The organism is Actinophytocola algeriensis, from assembly GCF_014203735.1.
Lineage (GTDB): Bacteria > Actinomycetota > Actinomycetes > Mycobacteriales > Pseudonocardiaceae > Actinophytocola > Actinophytocola algeriensis.
Genome location: NZ_JACHJQ010000008.1, coordinates 432781 through 453861, shown reverse-complemented (window position 1 = coordinate 453861; position 21081 = coordinate 432781). Strand labels below are relative to the sequence as shown.

Here is a 21081-nt window from a genome sequence, read left to right as displayed (position 1 = left end):
TGGAGTCCACCCTGCTACCGGACGCCGTCCGTCGCCAGGGCACTACGTCCCGCCATCGTGTGCAGGCACGGTCATCATGCCGGGACCAGCAAGACCCACACTGGACCCGCCGCGAGCGGCAGCTCCGCGCCCGCGGCCGTCCGGAACCGCGTCGGCGCGTCCGGAGCGGGCCGCGACCAGGTGCCGGCGAAGACCCGGCCGTCCCGCAGCACTTCCGACTGTCCACTTCCGACGGTCTGGGCCACCGGTGACGCCGACCCGGCCGCGTCCTCGCCGGTCTCGCCCGCCGTGACGACGACCCGTTGCACGACCACCGTCGCCGCGGTCAGCGGTCCGGACTCGGTGGACGTCATCGGCGACCCGTTCATCGCGACCCGCCACCGCCCGTCCGGCGCGGACCAGGTGAACCCGAAGTGGGCGGCGGAGTACGCGACGTCGTGCCCGGCACTCGGCGTACCGCCCTCCGGCGCCGCCCCGAACAGCAGTGGCGCCTCGGCGGGCCCGGTCGCGCCGCCCGGCAGCTCCGCGGGCCGCACGTACAGGTTGTGCGGTGCGCGCCGGTCCCGGTCGCGGTGGAAGGCGGACCCGGCCTCGGCCGGTGACGCGTTCACCAGGTCGGCGGACCGCAACGCGGGCAACAGTTCCGGCGCGGCGCCGGAGTAGGCGAGGACCGGCTTCCCGTACTGCGCGAGCAGATCGAGGTCGGTGCGGCGCGCGCTGCGGACCGGGCCGACCTCGTCGGGCAGCGTCGCGGAGAAGACGGCGACGAGCCGGGTCAGCCCACCCTCGACGGGTTCGACGTAGACGACGTCCGCGGCGCCGAGCCCGGTCTGGGGCCGGGCCGCGGGCACGTTGTCGATCTTGACGGCCAGCACCGGGGCCGTGGGGGTGCCGTCCGGTGCCTCGTCGGTCCCGCCTGTCCGCAGGTCACAGGCGCCCACCACGGCAGCGACCACGGCGACGACCGCGGCAGCGACCGTGGTCGCCAACACCCGTCTCGCCATGTGCGACCTCCCCGTCCACGGCCCGGTCGGTTGCCTCGCCGGTTGTCATTGTTCGCCGTGGCGGGGAAAGTCGCACCTGCTCGCCTGCTACAGGCCGAGCACCGCGATCGCCTGTGCGGCCATGGCGGCCTCGCCGAGCGCGTTCGGGTGCACGACCACCGGGTTGGTGGTCTGCAGCACCGGCTCGATCCAGCGCACCCCGAGCCGCTGGCACGCGTCGCGGCCCTCGGAGACCGCGTTCATGTCCACATAGGTCGCCCCGGTCGCCGCGGCCGCGCGCCCGACGGCGTCGTTGAGCGTGGTCTGCAGCGACCGCAGGTACGGCACGTCACCGGTCGCGACCGGCATCCTGTCGAAGCAGCCGCCGGTCGCCGGGAGGATCCACGGGTAGCCGAGGATCGCCACCTCCGCGTTGGGCGCCTTCGCCCGCACCGCCTGCAACGCCGAGACCAGCGCGGGGTACGTCGTGTTCCGGATGGTGTCCTCGAACCGGGAGCCGTAGGTGTTCTTGCAGGGGCTGCCGTGACCGAGCGTGAGCAGGCCCGCCGTGCCGCACGCCAGGATCGCGCTGATGAACACGCCGCTGTCGTTGCCGCCGATGGTCATCGTGACCAGGTCGGTGTCCGCGCCGAGCGCGTCGACCTGCGGGGCGACGCCCGGGTACTGCGCGCTGGTGAAGTGCCTGGTCTCGGCGGCGCCGCAGGTGACGTCGGTCAGGTCAGCGCCGGTCTGGGCGGCGAGCACGTGCGGGTAGTTGCGGGTGGACCGCAGGCACAGCAGCGGCGCTGAGGGATCGGGGGGCAGCACCCCGGAGGCGGCGCTGTAGGAGTCGCCGAGCGCGACGTAGTTCAGCGGCCCGGTCTCGGCCTGGGCGGACGAGGTCGTGACGAGACTCAGCGCGGCGACCGCGGCGGCTCCGGCCGCGAAAAGACGACGAGACATGGTTCCTCTTCCGGCATCGATGACGGCGTCTGGACACTACTCACGAGTAGGTAAGCGAGCCAATCGTGAGCCATGCGGAGCCGGGCGTCAACGGTGGGTGTTCGCCCGGCTTCGCCGAGGCGCCGAAACGACGACTGGACCGCCGCCGACGGACAGGAAGGTCGCGCGGACCTCGAGGGGTCGACTCAGTCCGCGATCCGCAGGAGCAGCTTGCCGGTGTTCTCCCCGGCGAACAGCTTCAGCAGCACCTCGGGGAAGTCGTCGATCGTGCCGTCCACGACGGTCTCGCTCGCCGTCACGACCCCGGCGGCCAGCCAGTCGGCGAGCACGGACATGCCCTCGGCGTACCGCTTCTCGTAGTCGAACACCAGCATCCCGGTCATCGACGCGCGGTTCACGAGCAGCGACAGGTAGTTCGCCGGGCCCGCGGGTCGTTCGGTGGCGTTGTACTGGGAGATCGCACCGCACAGCACGACCCGCGCACCGAGGCGCAGCCGCGCGAGCACGTGGTCGAGGATCTCGCCGCCCACGTTGTCGAAGTACACGTCCACGCCGTCGGGCGCGTGTTCCTTCAAGCCGGCGCGCACGTCGCCTGCGCGGTAGTCGATCGCCGCGTCGAAGCCGAGATCCTCGGTCAGCAGCCTGCACTTGTCCGGTCCGCCCGCGATCCCGACCACCCGGCAGCCGAGGTGCTTCGCGATCCGGCCGACGACGCTGCCGACGGCGCCCGCGGCGCCGGACACCACCACGGTGTCACCCGCGCGTGGCTTGCCCACGTCGAGCAGTCCGAAGTAGGCGGTCAGGCCGGTGAGCCCGAGGACGCCGAGGTAGGTGGGCAGCGGCGCGCGCGCCGGGTCGGCCCTGATGACGCCGCGTCCGTCGGACACGGCGTACTCCTGCACCCCGAACGTGCCGGTGACGTGGTCGCCGACGGCGAAGTCGGGGTGGTTCGACGCGGTCACGCGGCCCAGCGCGGCCGCGCGCATGACCTCGCCGATCCGCACCGGCCGGATGTAGGACCGCGCGTCGTTCATCCACCCGCGCATCGCCGGGTCGAGCGATACGTACTCGGCCCGCACCACGAACTGGCCGTCGCCGGGCTCCGGCACGTCCTCGGTCGTGTGCTGCCAGTCGGCCGCGGTCGGCAGGCCGACGGGACGGGCGCCGAGCCGGACCTGCCGGTTGGGAGTCGCCATGACGGCACCCTAGCCCGAACTTGACGTCGAGTTCAAGTACACTCCGCGCATGGAGACCGAACGCGGGCTGCCACAGACCAGGCGGGGCAGGCAGACGCGGGACGCGCTGCTGGCCGCGGCACGCGAGGTGTTCGCGCGGCACGGCTACCTCGCGACCACGACCACCACGATCGCCAAGGCCGCGGGCGTCGCGAACGGCTCCTTCTACACCCACTTCACCGACAAGTACGAGATCTTCGTCGCGCTGTGGCACGAGGTGCAGGAGGAGATGCTGCACCCTGGCATCCAGGACACGAGCGGAAACACGGCAGCCGACCCGGTCGCGGCGATCGAGGACGCCACCCGCGCCTACCTCGTCTACTACCGGGACAACGCCGCGCTGTTGCGGGCGTTCGAAGAGGTCACTGGCATCGACGAGCGGTTCCTCGAGCTGCGGCTCGGGCGGGCGCGGGCGTTCGAGGAACGCAACGTGCGCGGCATCCGCAGGTTGCAGCAACAGGGTCTCGCCGACCCGTCGCTGGACCCGGAACTGACCGCCGCCGCGCTGTCGTCGATGGTCTCCCGGCACGCGTACATGACCTTCGCGCTCGGCCTGCGACCCGGCGTCGACTTCGAGGCGCTCGTGTCGACGCTGACCACGCTGTGGGTCAACGCGCTGCGGATCCGGCCCCCTGGTGACGGGCGTGCGGCGCTCGACCGGACCGCCGCACAGCTGCGCGCCGCGCTCGGCGAGATCGAGCGGCTCCGCGACCAGACTTGACGCTGAGTTCAAGTTCGTTGATGCTCGGGGCACCCGCGTGCCGCAAGGAGCCAGCTCATGGATCTCACACCGACCGACCGCGCCAAGGACTACCGGGACCGCCTGCTCGCCTTCATGGACGAGCACGTCCTGCCGGCGGAACCCGTCTACGCCGACCAGCTCCGCGCCGCGGGCGACCCGCACTTCCAGCCACCCGTGATGGAGGAGCTGAAGGCCGAGGCGAAGCGCCGGGGGCTGTGGAACCTCTTCCACCCGGACCCCGGTCTCGGCGCCGGTCTGTCCAATGTGGAGTACGCGCCGCTCGCGGAGATCCACGGCCGGAGCATGCTCGCGGCGGAGGCGTGCAACTGCTCGGCCCCCGACACCGGCAACATGGAGGTGCTGACCCTATTCGGCACCGACCAGCAGAAGAAGGAGTGGCTCGACCCGTTGCTGGCGGGGGAGATCCGGTCCGCGTTCGCGATGACCGAGCCCGCCGTCGCCAGCTCCGACGCCACCAACATCGAGCTGGACATCACCCGCGACGGCGACGACTACGTGCTCAACGGCCGCAAGTGGTGGGCCACCAACGCGGCGCACCCCAACTGCCGCATCCTGATCGTGATGGGCAGGACCGACCGGGACGCGGCCCCGCACCGGCGGCAGAGCATGGTCCTCGTCCCGATGGACACGCCCGGCGTCGAGGTCGTCCGCAGCATGCCCGTGTTCGGCATGCAGGAACACGGCGGGCACTGCGAGATCACCTTCACCGACGCCCGCGTGCCGGCGACCAACCTCATCGCGGGCGAGGGCGACGGGTTCGCGATCGGCCAGGCCCGGCTGGGCCCTGGCCGCATCCACCACTGCATGCGCGCGATCGGCATGGCGGAGCGGGCACTGCGGCTGATGTGCGAGCGCGCGCTGTCGCGGGTGACGTTCGGCGAACCGGTCGCGGCGCGGTCGAACATCCAGGACTGGATCGCCGAGGCCCGCATCGAGATCGAGCGGACCCGGCTGCTGACCATGAAGGCCGCCTGGCTCATGGACACGGTGGGCAACCGCGAGGCCCGCGTGGAGATCGCCGCCATCAAGGTCGCCGCCCCGGCCATGCTGAAGCTCATCGCGGACCGCGCCATCCAGGTCCACGGCGCGGGCGGCATGACCGAGGACTTCCCGCTCACGCACCTCTACGTCCAGGCCAGGGCGCTGGCGATCGCCGACGGCCCCGACGAGGTGCACAAGCGCACCCTCGCGCTGACCGAACTGCGCCGCTACGACCCGTCGTTCGGCAAGACCGCCCGCTGATGCCCTGAAAGCGTCTTTTCAGGGCATGGCGGCGGAGGGCTGGAGCGGGTACTCCATCGACACGCCGCCCAGGGAGCTGCCGTCCGGCAACGGAAGCCGGGTGTGTGTCACCTCGCGGAACCCGAACGCCCGGTACAGCGGCACTCCCGGCAGCGTCGCCATGAGGACGAGGGACGTGAAGCCCTCCGCGCGGGCCGCTGCCACGCACTTGTTCAGGATCTCCCGGCCGAGGCCGCGGCGGGTCCACTCGCCGTGGACGAACATCGCGCGGACGCGGGCCGGTTCCGTGGCCGGGTCGAGGAGCCGGTCGTCGGCCGGGGTGGCGCCCGAGCCGGTGTAGAGCTTGTCCCGCTTGCTCCAGCCGCCGCACGCGACGACCTCGCCCGCCACGTCGTGGACGAAGTACGTGCCGTCGGTGATGAGGACCGTGTCCGGTTCGGTCAGGTAGCGGGCGGCGGCCGCCGTCTCGGCCTCGTCGTGGAACCGGGGGAACACGTCGAGCACCGACTGGCGCATCAGCGCGGCGATGGCCGTCACGTCGGACGGCCTCGCCGCGCGCAGAACTGGTTGGGACACGGGAGAACCCTATCCGGTGATCTCCCCCGCGAACGCCGCCGCCATTCGCAGCCACGGTGCGGCCTCGGCGTGCCTGCTCTGCCGTTCCAGGGTGCGGCCCAGCATCAGGTGCGCGTAGTGGTCGACCGGGTCGCGCTCGACGATGACCCGCAGCTCCTCCTCGGCGCGCCGCAGCTGTGCCGAGTGGAAGTAAGCGCGGGCCAGCAGGAGGCGGGGTCCGGTCTGCTCGGGGTGCTCAGCGACGACCTCGGCGAGCAGCGTCGCCGCCGCCGTGTAGTCGTTCGCGTCGAACAGGGCCTGTGCCCGCTCCCAGTGCTCGGCGGTCGTCTCCTCGTGCGGTGTCTCGAACAGGTGGGTGGCGGTCACCCAGCGGTCGGGGGCCACCTCGCCGTTGGGCCGGTAGTCGTCGAAGTTGTCGATCACGGGCGGTTCAACGCTCAACTATCTTGCTTCATTCCGGAGCGCCTCGTGGGCGACCAGCACACCGCCGGTGAACGCGATCGGCATGACGACGATCGCGGCGATGGGAACCACGCACAGGAGCGACGCGGGCAGTCCGAGGCCGAGCGCGAGCCCTCGGCGCTTGGCCAGGGTGGTCCGCTGCTCCTTCAGGGACATGCCGCGGCGGTAGTACGCCACCGCCACCAGTTCCAGCGCGAAGAACCACGCCGTCACCAGTGCCAGCAGCACCGGCACCACGGTCTGGCCGACCACCGGGATGAACCCGGCGATCACCAGCGGGATCGTGAACAGCAGTGACCGCAGCACGAGCGCCAGCCCGCCCCGGAGACCGAGGCCCAGTGCTCGCCACCAGGTCATGTCCTCGGCGGGCGCGAGGCCGAGGCCGTCCTCCACCTTCTCCGCGATCAGCTCGTAGAACGGCGCGCCGATCGCGAGCGTCAGCGCGGAGAAGGTGATCAGCGCGATGACGAGTGCCGCCCCGAACACGCCGATCCCGGCGGCGATCCGGACGGCCGTCTGCCAGGTCGTCGACCAGTCGTCCGCGAACGGCGTGACCAGTGTGGCCAGGTCGTCGATCCAGACGGCGAGCGCGATCAGCCCGCCGCTCAGCAGGGCAGTGGTCAGGACAGCGGGCAGGGCGCCCAGCAGCAGTAGTCGCGGGGACCGGAGCAGGATGCCCAGTCCACGCCCGAAGAACCGGACACCGAGGATGAAATCGCGCACGGCGTACTTCTACCAGTAACCGTGATCATCATCGGCACCGGGCGGTCGCGCTATTTGTCCATTGTGGACCAATCAGGGGCGGGGCCCTGGAATTGTCCTTGATTTGTCATACCCGAGTGGGTGAATTCCGGCAAACGGCCGGAACGGCGCGGGGTAGTCTTGCGACCTACACCCCGTGGTGCCAGATCATCGGCGCGATCCGCTCCGCTCTGATTCGCCAGTTCTCGCGGCGGTATCTGATCACCACAATGCCGAGCAGCACACTACCGACAATCCCACCGATAACCGCGAGGACGATGTTGCCCCCTGTTCCGCCGAGCACCGCGGCGCCGACACCCGTCGCCAGCGCCACGACCGCCAGCGCGGCGGCGACGGGCACGTCCACCCATGTCCACCGCCGTGCGAACGCCACCCGGTCCAGCATCGACCGTGCGAGGTCGTTGACCGTCTCGTCCTCGAGGCGCATGTCGAGAATGCGCTTCGCGGCTTCTTCGAGGACGCGCAACTGGCGGACGCTGGTGATTTCCACCTGGTTGTCCCGGGTCACGCTCAACGCGGCGAACGCCTCGGCGCGGATATCCATGGCAATTCGGTGCCGGTCGGCTGGTTCGTCGTACACCGTAATTCCTTTCGCGGTGCCGGTCGGACAGCCGGATGCTACCCACGCGCACCGCGGAAAAGCGAGAATCGAACTGGGGGACCGGTGACAGGACAGGTGAACGGGCAACCGAGCAGCCGCGCCCTCGCGGCGGTGGTCGTGGTCGCGAACCTCGTGGTCTGCGGCGGGGTGGTCGCGGTGCTGGGCGCCGCCCGCGACGGGAGCACACCCGCCGCGTTCACCCCGGCCACGACCACCGGAGCACCACCGACTCGCGACGGACCGGCCCAGCGGACCGAACCAGTCCCGCGCGACGAGCCGACGGCCGGCCAGGCCCCCGGCCTCGGCGGCGGGTTCACCGAGGTCACCGGCCCTGGCGGGATGACCACCCGCATCCCGGCGGGCTGGCCGACCAAGAGGGCCTCCGGGAAGGGCTCGACGCAGGCCGACGACCCGACGGGCACGACGACGATGCTGCGCTACGGCGGGTCCGCCACCCCGGCCACCGACACCTACGACGTGCACGCCGACTACGAACGGACGTTCGCCTCCGGCAAACAGGCCTACGTGTCGATCCGTCTCGAGAGGACGGTCGTGCGCGGCATGCCGGCCATCGACTGGGAGTTCGAGTACGACGCGGCCGACGTGCGCAGGCACGTGCGGTCCGTGTACTGGCTCGCGGACGGCCACGAGTACTTCGTCTACGCGTCCTCACCCGTCCCGATCTGGGAACAGACCAGGAAGATCCTCGACGTCATGCTGACCTACTCGACGCCATGACCACGACCTCACCGCACTACGGCCGGGCCCGCAGGGACGACACCACCCGCTACCTGTGCGCCGCCGCCCACATGGACACCGCGTTCGCGGACCGCGCGATCCGCGAGTTCCTCGTCGAACCCACCCGCCCGGTGCCGTCCTCGCCGGGTGTCGACGCCGCCGCGGTGCTCGCGGAGGCGGTCGCCGCCCGCACCCGGCGCAAGCTCCGCGACCTCGCCGTGGTCCTGCTGCTCGCGGGGCTGGTGTTCCTCCTCGCGATCGAGTTCCTCGTGCTGTGGGTCGTCGTCGCGATCGTGGTGAGCCTGCCCGCCATCGGCTCCGCGGTGAGGACGCAGGCCCCGGCGAAGGTGACCGCCTACCTGGTCGCGGTGGCGGTCGTCGCGACCCTGCTCGTGTTCGCGGTCCCGCAGTTGCTGGCCGAGCTGAGCGAGGACCCGTACGGGTCCTCCGGCTACTCCGGCGATCCCGAGGGCGCCACGCCGGACGCCGCTGTCATCGCCGCCGCGTTCGTCGCCGCGCTGCTGCTCGCGGTGCTGGCCGCCGACCGGTTCGTGGTGTGGCGCCACCTCGCCACGCGGTTCTGGCCGAACCGGCTCACCAGGGTGCGGCCGTGGCTGCGGGACCGGCCGGTGTTCCAGGTCAGCCCCGACCGCCAGCTCGCCGGGCTGTGGCGGTACGCGGAGCCGCACCACACCATGGCGGGACCCTCGGGGGACGGCCCACCGGTGCCCCTCGTCGTGTACCGCGACTTCATGCCGTTCGTCGGCGCCGGACTGCCGGAGGACCCGTGGTCGATCGCGGTGCCACTGGAGCGGCTGCCCGACGCGAAGCTCTCCGGTGCCCTGACGACCACCGCCCTGTACGCGGGCATCAACGAAGAGATCACGTCGCTGCGGGCCGCCGGCACACTGTCGCCGGGGCAGCGGCTCGGTGAGCTCAGCATCGGCGAACTGGTGATCGTCTCCGCGGACGAGCTGATCGACCACCTCGCCGAGCCGGCGGCGGCCGACTTCCTCACCGAGCCCGGCGTCGCGCCGTTCACGATGCTGCGCCGCGAACGAGCGGCCGCGATCCGCGACGACCCGCTCGAGTGGGCGCGCTACTACCAGTGCTTCCAGGTCGAGACGTGGGACCGCGACCTCGTGGTGACCGTGTTCGTGCACGTCGCCGTCGGCGAGGGCGCGCTGTACGTCGAGTGGACGCCGTGCGTGCTGCGGCCGATCCGCCGGTCCTACCGCAAGATCGACGGGATGTCCCGGTCACCGCTGCGGCCGGCCGCGCGCGCCGTGCTGGACCTGCTGGCACTGCCCGCGTCGGTGCCGGGCAGGCTCGTGCACCTGCTGTCGTTCCTGCGCCCGTTGCCGCAGGACCGGGGCGTGGTCAACCCCGGCATGTACGGCTCCGCCGCGAGCCTGCGGGAGCTGGCCGCGGACCGCGCCGTGCACAACTACTTCCAGCTCGCCGACGTCGACCGCTACGTGAAGATGCTGGAGGGCAGGCTGATCCGCGCGGTGAGCCGGATGATGCGCACTGCCGGGTACTCGCCCGCGTCGTTCGACGCGCAGGCGGCGGCGGTGGTCAACAACAACGTGCAGATCGCGGGTTCGGTCGGCGGCAGCGTCGTCGTCGGATCGGACAACGAGGTCGGCGACACCGCGGCCGCGCCGCGTCCCCAGGAGTAGAGGACATCGAGGATGGACAACAAGATCAGCGTCGGTGGCGACGTCGGCGGCAACTTCGTGATCGGCGACGGCAACACCGTCGGGGAGGTGACCCGAGCGCAGGCGCCCGCACCGGCGCGGGACGTCGCGGGCTTCACACCGCGGCTCGGTTTCGTCGTCGACATCGTCGGGTTCGGTCGCCGTGACGGTGCCGCGAAGGACGACCTGCAGCAGCGCCTCGACGCGCTCCTCGACCAGGTGGTTGCCGACCTCGGGGTCGAGAAGAACGACGTCCGCGGCAGCGACGCGGGCGACTCACGGGTGTTGTTCCTGCCCGTCGGTGTCGACCCGACGCGGATGCTGCCGATCATGCTCTCGGCGGTCCACGAACGCCTCGGCCGCGACAACCGCCGCTACCGCGACCGCATGCGGCTGCGCATGGCCGTCGGCACCGGCCTCGTGGGCACCGGCCCGCTCGGGTTCACCGGCGAGCTCGTGATCGACCTGCACCGGCTCGTCGACAGCGTCGTGCTGCGGGAGGCCGTCGCGGGCAACCCGTACACCGACCTGGCGCTGCTGGTCGGCAACGCGGTGCACGACGACGTGATCCGCCCCGGCTACCTCGACCCCGGCGACTTCACCCGCGTGGAGGTCACCGCGAAGGAGTTCAGCGCACCCGCGTGGTTGCGGCTGTTCTGACCCGGCGAGGACCTCCGTTGCTCATGGATAATAAACAGGTATTTACTATATAGATGTCCGATTTTATTGCCGCAGCGTCGTGGGGGTTACCAACACGGGGAACGCTCACTCAAAAACGCCAGGAAGGGGAGGGGCAAGTGAGAGCGCCAACGAGGGGGAGGTCGGCGTGATCAGCCCGTCCCGCCCGGTCGGCGTGCCGCGGGGGTGGCGGCGCCGGGACGTCCCGTCTCGTCTCGCGGTGCCAGGGTGACGGTCGCGTGGACGATGTTGTGGTCCGACAGGCCGTCCGAGTCCTCGACCCGCGCGACGCCCGTCGTGGCGCCGCGGGTGACGACGTGGTCGATGAAGCCGCGTCCCGAGCCGGGGCGCGTCGGCAGGCTGTCGGCCTGGAAGCCCGCGACCGCGAAGCCGGGGCCGAGACCGTTCCTGATGGTGCCGCCGACGGAGTTGAAGTCACCGAGGAGCACGGTGGTCCGCCCGGCGAGTTCGGCGAGGCGGGTGAGCTGGCCTGCGCGGCGTAGGTCCCCGCTGACGTGGGTCGCGATCACGGTCGTACCCGCGAGGTCGACGACCAGTGCGCCCTTGCCGCGGTCGTCCAGGAAGGACTCGGCGGTGACGAGCGTGCCGGGGGTGTCGGTGAGCAGGACCAGGTGTTCGGTGCGGTCGTGCAGGAGGTCGCGACCCTTGCGCGGGTTCGGGACGCGTGGGTACCGGAAGGAGTGGATCGTCCGGCCGGGCAACGCGGCGCGGAGGCTCGCGAGCTGGTCGCCGCTCACCTCCTGCAGTGCGATGACCTGCGCGGAGAGGGCGGTCAGCCGGGCCGTGACCGCGGTGATCCGCTCGGCTTCGTTGGGCCAGCGTCGGGTGACCGGCTCGTCCCAGTTCTCGGCGTGGACGCGGTGCAGCAGGTTCCAGGTCGCCACGGTGATCACGCCGCGATGCTAACCGCGGGGGTGGGGGAGCCTGCCACTTTCGTTGATCTTCGGGTGGAACCGGCGCGTCGCCGCGCGCGTCGGTGGGTTTCGGAGGCATGGTGTACGTGCACCACCGCGGTGGGGCGTCCCAGCCACGTCGGCAGAGGGGATGGCGGGAATGAGGGAGTACGAGCGCACACGTCATGAGCCGGGTCAGGTCGCGACGTTCGTCGTGGCCGCGTTGTTCGTGCTGGCGGCGGTGCTCGACGTCGGTGCCGGTGTGCTGGACAACGTCGTGCACCTCGGGTTCGGGATCGCCGGTTTCGCGCTGAGCAGGCACGGCCGGGGCGCGCAGGCGTTCCTGATCGGTGGCGGTGTCGTGTACTTCCTGTTGTGGCAGTTCGGTTCCGTGGTGGATCCGACGCTCGTCCCGTTCCACACCGCGAATGTCGGTCTGCACCTGTCGTTGGTGGCCACCATGATCGGGATCGCGGTCCTGAGCGGTGGCGGGCGTGACGCGGTCGCCGCGTCGGCGCCGCCCGAGGTCGTGTACCTGCGGGAGCAGGACTACAACCGGCGTCCGGTCCGCAACCGGCCGCCGGGGCGTGCGGACCAGCGCTGCCCGCGGTTGACCGCGGCCGGCCGGGTGCCCGCGGGGATGCTCTGCCGGGTCTGAGTCTTCTGGGTGGTCCTGGTCAGCGGACGGCGTCGCCGACGATCGTGGTCACGATCTCCTCGACGGCGCCGTCCTCGGGCCGGTCACCGTCTGTGCCCGCGTAGAGCAGGTGGGCGGTGCCGATCAGCGTGAACGCCAGGATGTCCGGGTCGCGGTCGGGTGCGATGCGGCCGAGGTCGCGTTCGGCGGTGAGGTAGCCGGCGATCATGGTCGCGCCCTCGGTGAGGACGGGGACGCCTGCCGGGATGGTTTCGCGGAGCCGGGCGCGCAGGCCGTCGCGGGCGGTGATGAGGCCGACGATCGCGATCGCGACCGACTCGAACAGCGCGGTGAGTGCTTCGGTGAGGTTGCCCGCGACCGTGCCGGTGCCCGCGGCGTCGCGCAGGGCGGCGGCCTGGGGGTCCATGCGGTCGATGCGGTCGATGACCAGTTCGGCGAGGAACGCGTCGAAGTCGGCGAAGTGGCGGTGCAGCACGCCTTTCGCGCATCCGGCCTCGGTGGTGACCGCGCGGCTGGTGAGTGCGTTCGCGCCGTCGCGCAGCAGGATTCGTTCCGCGGCGTCGAAGAGTTGCCTGCGCACTTCGCGGAGTGCCACTCCTGTCGGCACGTGTGTCCTGCCTTCCGTCGATCGCGTCGGTTGCATGAGTGGGCAAGCGCCCACTAGTGTGGGCACATGCCCACTATACCGGCGGAACCCGCCCGCGAAGCACACCGGGCCAGAGACCTCGCGGAGTCGTTCGGCGCGGTGGCCGAGCGCTACGACCGCACGCGGCCGAGCTATCCCGACGCCATGGTCGACCGGATCGTCTCCGCCAGCCCCGGCACGGACGTGGTCGATGTCGGCTGCGGCACCGGCATCGCGGCACGCCAGTTCCGGGCCGCGGGCTGCGCGGTGCTCGGCGTCGAGGTCGACGAGAGGATGGCCGAGGTCGCGCGGCGGCACGGGATCGAGGTCGAGGTGTCGTCCTTCGAGACCTGGGACACCCGGGGCCGCGCCTTCGACGCGGTCGTGGCCGGGCAGACCTGGCACTGGGTGGACCCGGTCGCCGGCGCGGCGAAGGCGGCCGAGGCGCTACGGCCCGGCGGGCGGATCGCCCTGTTCTGGAACGTCGGCGTCCCGCCCGCCGACCTGAGCACGGCCTTCGCCGACGTGTACCGCCGCGTTCTGCCCGGGTTTCCCGCCTACGACGCGGCGAAGCAGGCGAACGGGTACTCGTTGTTCCTCGACAAGGCCGCGGAAGGGTTTGCCGCGGCGGGCGGGTTCGGTGAGCCCGAACGGTGGTCGTTCGACTGGACCCGGCACTACACGAAGGACGAGTGGCTGGACCACGTCCCGACGTTCGGCGGCAACAGCAGGCTCACGCCGGAGCAGCTCGCGGACCTCCTGTCCGGCGTCGGCGCCGCGATCGACGCCGGGGGTGGCGCCTTCACGATGACCTACTCGGCGGTCGTGTTCACCGCGGCACGGGGCTGACCTCGAACAGGGCCACGAGACCGGGGTCGTTGAAGGCGGTGATCCTGGCGATCCGGTCGCCGGTGAGGGTGAGGACCTGGATGCCGTGCGGCACGTACCGGCCGTCGGCCGCGCGTTCGTAGGTGACGGCGGCAGGCTGCCCGTTCGCGCCGGTCGGCACGAGGTGGAAGAAATCCTTGCGCAGCACTGCCGCCAGCTCGTCCGTTTCGACGAGACCGCACTCGTCGAATCCCGCGTTCTCCGGTGCCTGCGTCTCGGTGGGCTTCAGCTCCAGGCTCGGCGGCTCGCCGGGCCGCGCGGGTGGCGGGGTGACCGAGTCGGAACAGGCCGCCGCCACGATGGCGACGGCCGCGACGGCGGGCAGGACGAAGACATGGCGGTTCCTCACGTACGTCGACGTTAGGCACGTGGCCGGTCCGGTGCTGTCGGGTGAACGCCTTACACACGGCCCTTCACGACGTCACCGGCCACGAGGCGGGCCGCGTCGTGGCTGAACCGGGTCCGGTACACCGAGGCGCTCAGTCCGAAGTGGAGCTTGAAGCGGCGCGCGAAGTAGTTCTGGTCCGGCCAGCCGACCGAGCGCGCGATCTGCGCGATGGGCTGGTCGGTGTGCAGCAGCCGCGTCGCCGCCAGTTCCACGCGGTGCCGGGTCAGGTACGCCATCGGCGGCAACCCGGTCGCGCACTTGAACAGCCGCACCAGGTAGCCGGGGGCGAGGTGCAGGCGGTCGGCGAGCTCCCGCAGCGTCCACCGGTGTTCCGGCCGCGCCTCCATCAACCGCATCGCGGCGAGGACCGCCGGGTGCGTGGGGCTGGTCGGTTCCTCGGCGTCCTCGCCCGCCACCGCGCGGGCCAGCGCGGACAGGAACAACGCGAGCCTGCCGATGATGTCGCCGCGGTGCAGCCCGACCCTGGCCGACCGCAGCCGCTCCAACGCGTCGAGGTGCTCAACGCACGCCGCGAGGGCAGGCTCGTCCAGGTGTGTCGCGAGAACTCCGCGCCGCTCCAGCGAATACGGGCCCGTCCACAGCAGGTAGCCCAGCAGTGGGTCCTCCCGCGTCCACGCCAGCTCGCGGTGCAGCAGGTCGGTCGCGAAGCAGCAGTTGAACACCTCGAGCCGCGTGCAGTCCTCGTACCCGTGCCACACGCCGGGCCGCAGCAGCACCACGTCCCCGACGGTGAGCGGCGCGTGGCCCGCCACCGACACGTGCACGCCTTCGCCGCCCGTCACGACCGCGACCTCGACGAAGCTGTGCGTGTGCACGTGGTGTCCCGGGTCGTGCCGGTAGCGGCCGGCGTACGCCAGCGACCCGTCGGTGAAGTACAGCAGGTCGTTCACGCCGCGGACCGGACCGGCCTCCATGGCGCACCACGATAAGGCGCGCACCGGCCCGAGGTGAACATCGTGCTAACACGGGTGCACCTCGGGCTAGTACCGGGTGGTGCGGCGGGCACATGATCGGACCAGGACTTGAATCGTTTCACTCGATGAGGAGTGTCCATGCCGAGTGCCGCCGCGCCCACCGGGATCAGGTTCGAGCACCACGACGCGCCGGTGCTGGGCATCGGGCACCGGCGGCCCCGCCTGTCGTGGCGGGTCCCGGACGCGGGCACCGGTTACCGCCAGCGCGCCTACGAGATCGCGCTGGGGGAGGAGACGTTCGTCGTCGAGTCCGCCGAGCAGGTCCTCGTCCCGTGGCCCGGTGACCCGCTCGCCGCCCGCGAACGCGTCGAGGTCCGCGTCCGCGTCCGCGACGACGAGTGGTCCCCCTGGAGCCTGCCCGCGACCGTCGAAGCCGGGCTGTCCCCGGCCGACTGGACCGCGCGGATGATCAGCCCGGACAGCGGTATCGGTGACCCCGCACCCGTGCTGGCGGCCACGCTCACCGTGCCCGCCGACGTCGTCTCGGCTCGCCTCCACGCCACCGCGCACGGCGTCTACGTCGCCGAGCTGAACGGCCACCGCGTCGGCGACCACGTCCTCGCTCCGGGCTGGACGAGCTACCACCACCGGCTGCGCTACCAGACCCACGACGTCACCGACCTCGTCCTGCCGGGGGAGAACACCGTCGAGGTGCTGCTCGGAAACGGTTGGTACCGCGGCAGACTGGGCTTCCGCGGCGACCGCGCCCACTACGGCGACCGGCTCGGCCTGCTCGCGCAGCTGGAGGTCACCACCGCGGACGGAGCCGTGCACGTCCTCGCAACCGACGGCACCTGGACCGCCCGGCAGAGCGGTGTGCTCGCCGACGACCTCTACGACGGCCAGCGCACCGATCTCCGCGGTGTCACGGGGAAAGCCGTGCCCGTCGACGTGCTCGACACCGACCTGTCGCGGCTCGTCGCGCCGGACGGTCCGCCGGTGCGGATCACCGGCGAACTCCCGGCCGTCGCGATGACCACGTCCCCGTCCGGTGCCACGATCGTCGACTTCGGGCAGAACCTCGTCGGCTGGGTCCGGCTGCGCGTGCGCGGTGCCGCGGCCGGTGCCGAGGTCGTCGTCCGGCACGCGGAGGTGCTGGCGGACGGCGAGCTGTGCGTCCGTCCACTTCGGACCGCCAGCGCCACCGACAGCTACGTCCTCGCCGACGGTGACGCCGTGCTCGAACCCGCCCTGACCTTCCACGGCTTCCGGTACGCCGAGGTCACCGGCGTGCCCGGCCTGCGCGCCGAGGACGTCACCGCGGTCGTCGTCGGCACCGACCTGCGCCGCACCGGCTGGTTCTCCTGCTCCCACCCGCTGCTCGACCGGTTCCACGAGAACGTCGTGTGGAGCGCCCGAGGCAACTTCCTCGACGTGCCGACCGACTGCCCGCAGCGCGACGAGCGGCTCGGCTGGACCGGCGACATCCAGGTCTTCGCGCCTGCGGCCGAGTTCCTCTTCGACAGCACCGGTTTCCTCACCTCGTGGCTCGCCGACCTCGCCTGCGAACAACACGACAACGGCGCCGTGCCGTTCGTCGTGCCCGACGTGCTCGCCGGCCCGCCCCGCGCGGCGGCCGCCTGGGGTGACGCGGCCGTGCTCGTGCCGTGGACCGTCCACCAGCGCACCGGTGACCGCGAACTGCTCGCCCGCCAGTTCGCGAGCATGCGGGCGTGGGTCGACCACGTCGCGGGCCTCGCGGGCAAGGACCGGCTGTGGACCGGCGGCTTCCAGTTCGGTGACTGGCTCGACCCGGCCGCGCCGCCCGAGGACCCGTTCGCCGCGCGCGCGGACCCCGATGTCGTCGCCACCGCGCACCTGGCCCGCTCGGCACAGGTCGTCGCCGACACCGCGGACCTGCTCGGCGACGACCCCGTGGCCCGCCGGTACGCCGACCTGGCCGCGCAGGTGCGGGAGGCGTTCGCCCGCGAGTACGCCACCGAGGGCGGGCGGCTCCTCAGCGACTCGGCCACGGTGTACGCACTCGCCCTCGTGTGGGGACTGCTGCCGGCACCCGAGCAACGCGCGCGTGCGGGGGAGCGGCTCGCCGACCTCGTCCGCACCGCCGGGTTCCGCACCGCCACCGGGTTCGTCGGCACCCCGCTGATCATGGACGCGCTCACCGAGGCGGGCGAGCTCGACGTCGCCTACCGGCTGCTGCTGCAGACTGGCTGCCCGTCCTGGCTCTACCCGGTCACCATGGGCGCCACCACCGTGTGGGAACGCTGGGACAGCCTGCTGCCCGACGGCACCGTCAACCCCGGCGAGATGACCTCGTTCAACCACTACGCGCTCGGCGCGGTCGCGGACTGGCTGCACCGCGCCGTCGCCGGGCTCGCCCCCGCCAGCCCCGGCTACCGCGAACTGCTGGTCCGCCCTCGGCCGCGGCCGGCGCTGACCTGGGCCACCGCGCGCCACGACACCCCGTACGGCCAGGCCGCCGTGTCCTGGCAACGCGCCGACGGCCGGTTCCTGCTGCACGTCACCGTCCCCGTCGGCGCCACCGCCACCGTGCACGTCCCCGGCAGGCACCAGCCGGTGTGGGTCCACCACGGCCGCCACGACTGGGACGTCCCCGACCCGTGCGGCACCGGACCAGGCACCGGACCGGGCCTGCCCGGCGACCCCACCGTCCGCGACGTCCTCGACCACGAACCCACCTGGACCCGGGTCGTCGAGGCCGCCACCGCCACCGGCGAGGTACCGGGCGAAGAAGCGGCCGCCGCCCGGCTCGCCCGCTATCTCGACGCCCCCGCCACCCAGCTGGTCGACGCCATCACCCACGGCGGGTTCGCCCCGCACGCCGCCGAACTGCGGCGCCTCCTCGCCCCCTTGTTCGAACCCGGCCACTGATCCCCGGAGGTTTCGATGAACCCCACCCGACGAACGGTGCTCGCCGCGGCGCTCGGCACGGCACTCGCCATCACCGCGTGCAGCCCCGGTGATCTCGGCTCCAGCGACAGCGAAGGCCGCACCACGATCACGTTCCTCGTCGACAACTCCGACGCGAGCGTCCGGCCGGCGGAAGGGCTCGCCGAGGCGTTCATGGCCGACCACCCCGACGTCGTCATCGAGGTCGAGGTCCGCCCCCAGGGCGGCGAGGGCGACAACGTGGTCAAGACCCGGCTGTCCACAGGGGACATGGCCGACATGTTCCTGTACAACTCCGGCTCACTGCTCCAGGCGCTCAAACCGCGGGAAACGCTGCTGCCGCTCAACGACGAGCCGTTCGTCGACCGCCTCGACGAGACGTTCACCCCCACCGTGTCCTCCGGCGACCGGATCTTCGGCGCGCCGTTCGGCGCCGCGGTCGGTGGTGGCGTGCTCTACAACCGCGCCGTCTACGACCGCATCGGCCTGGCGGTGCCGAAGACGTGGACCGAGTTCATGGCCAACAACGCGAAGATCAAAGCCGCCGGTGTCGCCCCGGTCGTCCAGACCTACCAGGACACCTGGACCTCCCAGCTGTGGGTGCTCGCCGACTTCCACAACGTCGCCGCCGCGGAACCCGACTTCGCCGACAGGTACACGGCCAACCAGACCAGCTACGCGACGTCCCCGGCCGCGCTGCAGGGCTTCCGGCACCTGCAGGAGATCCACGACGCCGGGTACCTCAACGCCGACTTCGCCGCGCAGAAGTACGAGGACGGCCTGGAGGAACTGGCCACCGGCAAGGGCGCGCACTACCCGATCCTCACGTTCGTCATCGGCACCCTCGAGACGAACAACCCCGGCGAGGTCGACGACGTCGGCCTGTTCGCCGTGCCCGGCGCCGACGCCGCCGAGAACGGGCTGACCGTGTGGCTGCCCGGCGGCGTGTACGTGCCGACGACCACCGAGGGCGCCGAACTGGCCGCCGTCAAGGAGTTCCTCGACTTCGTCGCCAGCCCGGCAGGGTGCGACGTGCAGACCAAGGCCTACGCGCCGACCGGCCCGTACGTCGTCGACGGCTGCGAGCTGCCCGCCGACCTGCCCAGGGCCATCCAGGACATGCTGCCCTACTTCGACACCGACGGCGCCCGCACACCCGCGCTCGAGTTCGTGTCCCCGGTGAAGGGCCCGGCACTCGAACAGATCACCGTCGAGGTCGGCTCCGGCATCCGGTCCGCCGAGGACGGCGCCGCCCTGTACGACCGCGACGTCGCCAAGCAGGCCAAGCAACTCGGGCTGCCGGGTTGGTAGGCACATGACCCGCTCGCCCTACCCGCACTGGTTCTACCTGCCCGCCGCGGTCGTCTACGGGACGCTGTTCCTGGTGCCGACGTTCGCGTCGTTCTACTTCGCCCTCACCAGGTGGACCCTGTTCGACCAGGAGTTCATCGGCGTCGAGAACTTCGTGACGTTCTTCGGCGAGCCCGCACTGGTGCAGGGGCTCACCAACACGCTGATCTACGCCGTCGTCACCTCCGGGCTGAAGGTCGTGCTCGGCCTGCCCATCGCGATCCTGCTGACCTCGAACATCATCGCCCGCGGCTTCCTGCGCTCCGCGGTGTTCTTCCCCGTGCTGGTCAGCACCATCGGCGTCGGGCTGACGTTCACGATCCTCATGCACCCCAGCAACGGGCTGATCAACGACGCGCTCGCGGCACTCGGCGTCCAGGGCCCGGCGTGGCTGACCGACCCGTCCTACGCGCTGCTGTCCGTCGCGCTCGTCGACGTGTGGAAGGGCGTCGGGCTCGCCACCGTCATCTACATCGCCGGCCTCGTGTCCATCCCCCGCGAGTACCTCGAAGCGGCCAGAGTGGACGGTGCGGGCCGGTGGGCGACGTTCCGGCACATCCTGCTGCCGTTGTCCATGCCGGCCACCACCACGGTGATCATCCTGTCGCTCATCGGCGGGCTGCGGTCCTTCGACCTCATCTGGGCCATGACCAGAGGCGGGCCGGGCTTCACCTCGGACGTCATCGCATCGGTGATCTACAAGCAGTACCAGGCCGGGTTCTACGGCCTGTCGACCGCGGGCAACGTCGTCCTGTTCGTGCTCGTGACCGCGATCGTGCTGCCGCTGTCGCGCTGGCTCGGCCGCAAGGAGGTGGAGCTGTGAGGCGGCGCGGCTGGTTCCTCGGGTCGGCGGCCGTCCTGGTGTCGGTCGTCGTGTTCGTCGTGCCGTTCGCGTTCATCGTGCTGCAGGCGGTGAAGGACCCGCGCGGCGCCGCCGAGCTGGACTTCTCGTGGCCCGACCAGTTCCGGTTCGTGGAAAACCTCGTCGAGGTCGTCACCGCCCGCGACTACATGCTGGTCATCGCGTTCATCAACAGCACGATCCTGACCGTCGGCAGCGTGACCGTGCTCGTGATCCTGGCCGCGATGGTGGCGTTCGTGCTGCAGCGCAGGAGAACCCGGTGGACCGGGCTGGTCAACTTCCTCGTGCTCGCCGGGCTGATCATCCCGCCCGCCGTGGTGCCCACCATCTGGGTGCTGCAGGGCGTCGGGCTGTTCCGCACGATGGCCGGGCTGATCCTCGTCGAGGTCGCGTTCGGGCTGTCCTTCTCCATCCTGCTCTTCCGCAACTTCCTCGCGACCGTGCCGCGGGAGCTCGACGAGTCCGCGGTGATCGACGGCGCCGGCCCGCTGCGGGTGTTCTTCCAGGTGATCTTCCCGCTGCTGCGCTCGGTGGCGGTGACGGTGATCGTCGTGCAGTCGGTGGTGATCTTCAACGACTTCGTCAACCCGCTGTACTTCCTGCCCGGCGAGCAGAACGCGACCGTGCAGCTGACCCTCTACAACTTCTCCAGCCAGTACGCCACGCAGTACAACCTGCTGTTCATGGACATCCTGCTGATCACCGTGCCGCCGCTGCTCATGTTCCTGGTGGCCAACCGCCGCATCGTCGCCGGGCTGACCGCGGGCGCGGTGAAGGGGTGAGCGCACGGTGGCCGTCGCCGTCGGTCGCACGAGGCCACCTGCAGG

At 71.4% G+C, this 21081-nt stretch carries 22 protein-coding genes; 11 read left to right on the top strand and 11 right to left on the bottom strand.

Features of this window, described 5'->3' with window-relative positions; all coding sequences use genetic code 11:
• Nucleotides 1-74: 74 nt before the first annotated feature.
• The 3 genes from FHR82_RS35725 to FHR82_RS35715 all read right to left on the bottom strand — a co-directional run bounded on the left by FHR82_RS35725 (nucleotide 75) and on the right by FHR82_RS35715 (nucleotide 3142).
• Entirely contained in the window at nucleotides 75-1004 is a 930-nt protein-coding gene (locus tag FHR82_RS35725; RefSeq protein ID WP_184815013.1) for a DUF3048 domain-containing protein, read from the bottom strand.
• An 87-nt stretch (nucleotides 1005-1091) separates the two neighbouring features.
• Nucleotides 1092-1946: an SGNH/GDSL hydrolase family protein gene (locus FHR82_RS35720; RefSeq protein ID WP_184815012.1), complete on the bottom strand. Its 855-nt coding sequence runs from the start codon at nucleotides 1944-1946 to the stop codon at nucleotides 1092-1094.
• Nucleotides 1947-2131: 185 nt separating this feature from the next.
• Nucleotides 2132-3142 (bottom strand): NADP-dependent oxidoreductase, encoded by a 1011-nt coding sequence (locus FHR82_RS35715; RefSeq protein ID WP_184815011.1) that lies wholly within the window; start codon nucleotides 3140-3142, stop codon nucleotides 2132-2134.
• A 49-nt stretch (nucleotides 3143-3191) separates the two neighbouring features.
• On the opposite strand from FHR82_RS35715, the gene FHR82_RS35710 reads away from it, so the two are divergent.
• Both FHR82_RS35710 and FHR82_RS35705 read left to right on the top strand, forming a co-directional pair.
• Nucleotides 3192-3902: a TetR/AcrR family transcriptional regulator gene (locus tag FHR82_RS35710; RefSeq protein WP_184815010.1), complete on the top strand. Its 711-nt coding sequence runs from the start codon at nucleotides 3192-3194 to the stop codon at nucleotides 3900-3902.
• A gap of 57 nt (nucleotides 3903-3959) precedes the next feature.
• On the top strand, nucleotides 3960-5186 hold the full coding sequence (locus FHR82_RS35705) for an acyl-CoA dehydrogenase family protein (RefSeq protein ID WP_184815009.1): 1227 nt from the start codon (nucleotides 3960-3962) through the stop codon (nucleotides 5184-5186).
• A gap of 18 nt (nucleotides 5187-5204) precedes the next feature.
• Here FHR82_RS35705 and FHR82_RS35700 read toward each other — a convergent pair whose 3' ends face one another.
• The 4 genes from FHR82_RS35700 to FHR82_RS35685 form a co-directional block, all read right to left on the bottom strand.
• A complete protein-coding gene (locus tag FHR82_RS35700; protein WP_311771433.1) occupies nucleotides 5205-5762 on the bottom strand; it encodes a GNAT family N-acetyltransferase in 558 nt (185 codons plus the stop codon).
• A 9-nt stretch (nucleotides 5763-5771) separates the two neighbouring features.
• Nucleotides 5772-6203: a tetratricopeptide repeat protein gene (locus FHR82_RS35695; RefSeq protein ID WP_225943856.1), complete on the bottom strand. Its 432-nt coding sequence runs from the start codon at nucleotides 6201-6203 to the stop codon at nucleotides 5772-5774.
• Nucleotides 6204-6947 carry an EI24 domain-containing protein gene (locus FHR82_RS35690; RefSeq protein ID WP_184815008.1) on the bottom strand — a complete coding sequence of 248 codons (744 nt, stop codon included), beginning with the start codon at nucleotides 6945-6947 and terminating at the stop codon, nucleotides 6204-6206.
• A 166-nt stretch (nucleotides 6948-7113) separates the two neighbouring features.
• Nucleotides 7114-7566, bottom strand: coding sequence for a hypothetical protein (locus FHR82_RS35685; protein ID WP_184815007.1), 453 nt, complete (start codon nucleotides 7564-7566; stop codon nucleotides 7114-7116).
• 84 nt (nucleotides 7567-7650) lie between these two features.
• Here FHR82_RS35685 and FHR82_RS46760 point away from each other — a divergent pair, with 84 nt between their 5' ends.
• From FHR82_RS46760 to FHR82_RS35670, 3 genes are read left to right on the top strand one after another with little or no spacing between them, the layout of a single operon-like run.
• A complete protein-coding gene (locus FHR82_RS46760) occupies nucleotides 7651-8325 on the top strand; it encodes a serine/threonine kinase C-terminal domain-containing protein (RefSeq protein ID WP_225943855.1) in 675 nt (224 codons plus the stop codon).
• Nucleotides 8322-10007, top strand: a complete 1686-nt coding sequence (locus FHR82_RS35675) for an AbeC-like domain-containing protein (RefSeq protein ID WP_184815006.1) — start codon at nucleotides 8322-8324, stop codon at nucleotides 10005-10007. The genes FHR82_RS46760 and FHR82_RS35675 overlap by 4 nt, the downstream gene beginning before the upstream one ends.
• A gap of 12 nt (nucleotides 10008-10019) precedes the next feature.
• Complete coding sequence (locus FHR82_RS35670; protein ID WP_184815005.1) at nucleotides 10020-10685, top strand: hypothetical protein; 666 nt, start codon at nucleotides 10020-10022, stop codon at nucleotides 10683-10685.
• A gap of 170 nt (nucleotides 10686-10855) precedes the next feature.
• Here FHR82_RS35670 and FHR82_RS35665 read toward each other — a convergent pair whose 3' ends face one another.
• A complete protein-coding gene (locus FHR82_RS35665) occupies nucleotides 10856-11617 on the bottom strand; it encodes an endonuclease/exonuclease/phosphatase family protein (protein ID WP_184815004.1) in 762 nt (253 codons plus the stop codon).
• Between the two features lie 160 nt (nucleotides 11618-11777).
• On the opposite strand from FHR82_RS35665, the gene FHR82_RS35660 reads away from it, so the two are divergent.
• Nucleotides 11778-12275 carry a DUF4383 domain-containing protein gene (locus tag FHR82_RS35660; protein ID WP_225943854.1) on the top strand — a complete coding sequence of 166 codons (498 nt, stop codon included), beginning with the start codon at nucleotides 11778-11780 and terminating at the stop codon, nucleotides 12273-12275.
• A gap of 19 nt (nucleotides 12276-12294) precedes the next feature.
• Here the strand turns inward: FHR82_RS35660 and FHR82_RS35655 are convergent, their stop codons facing one another.
• Nucleotides 12295-12882 carry a TetR/AcrR family transcriptional regulator gene (locus FHR82_RS35655; protein ID WP_184815002.1) on the bottom strand — a complete coding sequence of 196 codons (588 nt, stop codon included), beginning with the start codon at nucleotides 12880-12882 and terminating at the stop codon, nucleotides 12295-12297.
• A 66-nt stretch (nucleotides 12883-12948) separates the two neighbouring features.
• Here FHR82_RS35655 and FHR82_RS35650 point away from each other — a divergent pair, with 66 nt between their 5' ends.
• Nucleotides 12949-13749, top strand: coding sequence for a class I SAM-dependent methyltransferase (locus FHR82_RS35650; RefSeq protein WP_184815001.1), 801 nt, complete (start codon nucleotides 12949-12951; stop codon nucleotides 13747-13749).
• On the opposite strand, the gene FHR82_RS35645 is transcribed toward FHR82_RS35650, so the two are convergent.
• Together FHR82_RS35645 and FHR82_RS35640 are read right to left on the bottom strand one after the other, a co-directional pair.
• Nucleotides 13730-14137 (bottom strand): hypothetical protein, encoded by a 408-nt coding sequence (locus tag FHR82_RS35645; protein ID WP_184815000.1) that lies wholly within the window; start codon nucleotides 14135-14137, stop codon nucleotides 13730-13732. The genes FHR82_RS35650 and FHR82_RS35645 overlap by 20 nt on opposite strands.
• A gap of 50 nt (nucleotides 14138-14187) precedes the next feature.
• Complete coding sequence (locus FHR82_RS35640) at nucleotides 14188-15111, bottom strand: AraC family transcriptional regulator (protein WP_184814999.1); 924 nt, start codon at nucleotides 15109-15111, stop codon at nucleotides 14188-14190.
• Between the two features lie 138 nt (nucleotides 15112-15249).
• Between FHR82_RS35640 and FHR82_RS35635 the strand changes: the two genes are divergently transcribed.
• From FHR82_RS35635 to FHR82_RS35620, 4 genes are read left to right on the top strand one after another with little or no spacing between them, the layout of a single operon-like run.
• Nucleotides 15250-18024: a family 78 glycoside hydrolase catalytic domain gene (locus FHR82_RS35635; protein WP_184814998.1), complete on the top strand. Its 2775-nt coding sequence runs from the start codon at nucleotides 15250-15252 to the stop codon at nucleotides 18022-18024.
• 15 nt (nucleotides 18025-18039) lie between these two features.
• Complete coding sequence (locus FHR82_RS35630; RefSeq protein ID WP_184814997.1) at nucleotides 18040-19353, top strand: ABC transporter substrate-binding protein; 1314 nt, start codon at nucleotides 18040-18042, stop codon at nucleotides 19351-19353.
• Between the two features lie 4 nt (nucleotides 19354-19357).
• Nucleotides 19358-20215, top strand: coding sequence for a carbohydrate ABC transporter permease (locus FHR82_RS35625; protein ID WP_184814996.1), 858 nt, complete (start codon nucleotides 19358-19360; stop codon nucleotides 20213-20215).
• Nucleotides 20212-21036, top strand: coding sequence for a carbohydrate ABC transporter permease (locus FHR82_RS35620; protein ID WP_184814995.1), 825 nt, complete (start codon nucleotides 20212-20214; stop codon nucleotides 21034-21036). The genes FHR82_RS35625 and FHR82_RS35620 overlap by 4 nt, the downstream gene beginning before the upstream one ends.
• Nucleotides 21037-21081: the final 45 nt, after the last annotated feature.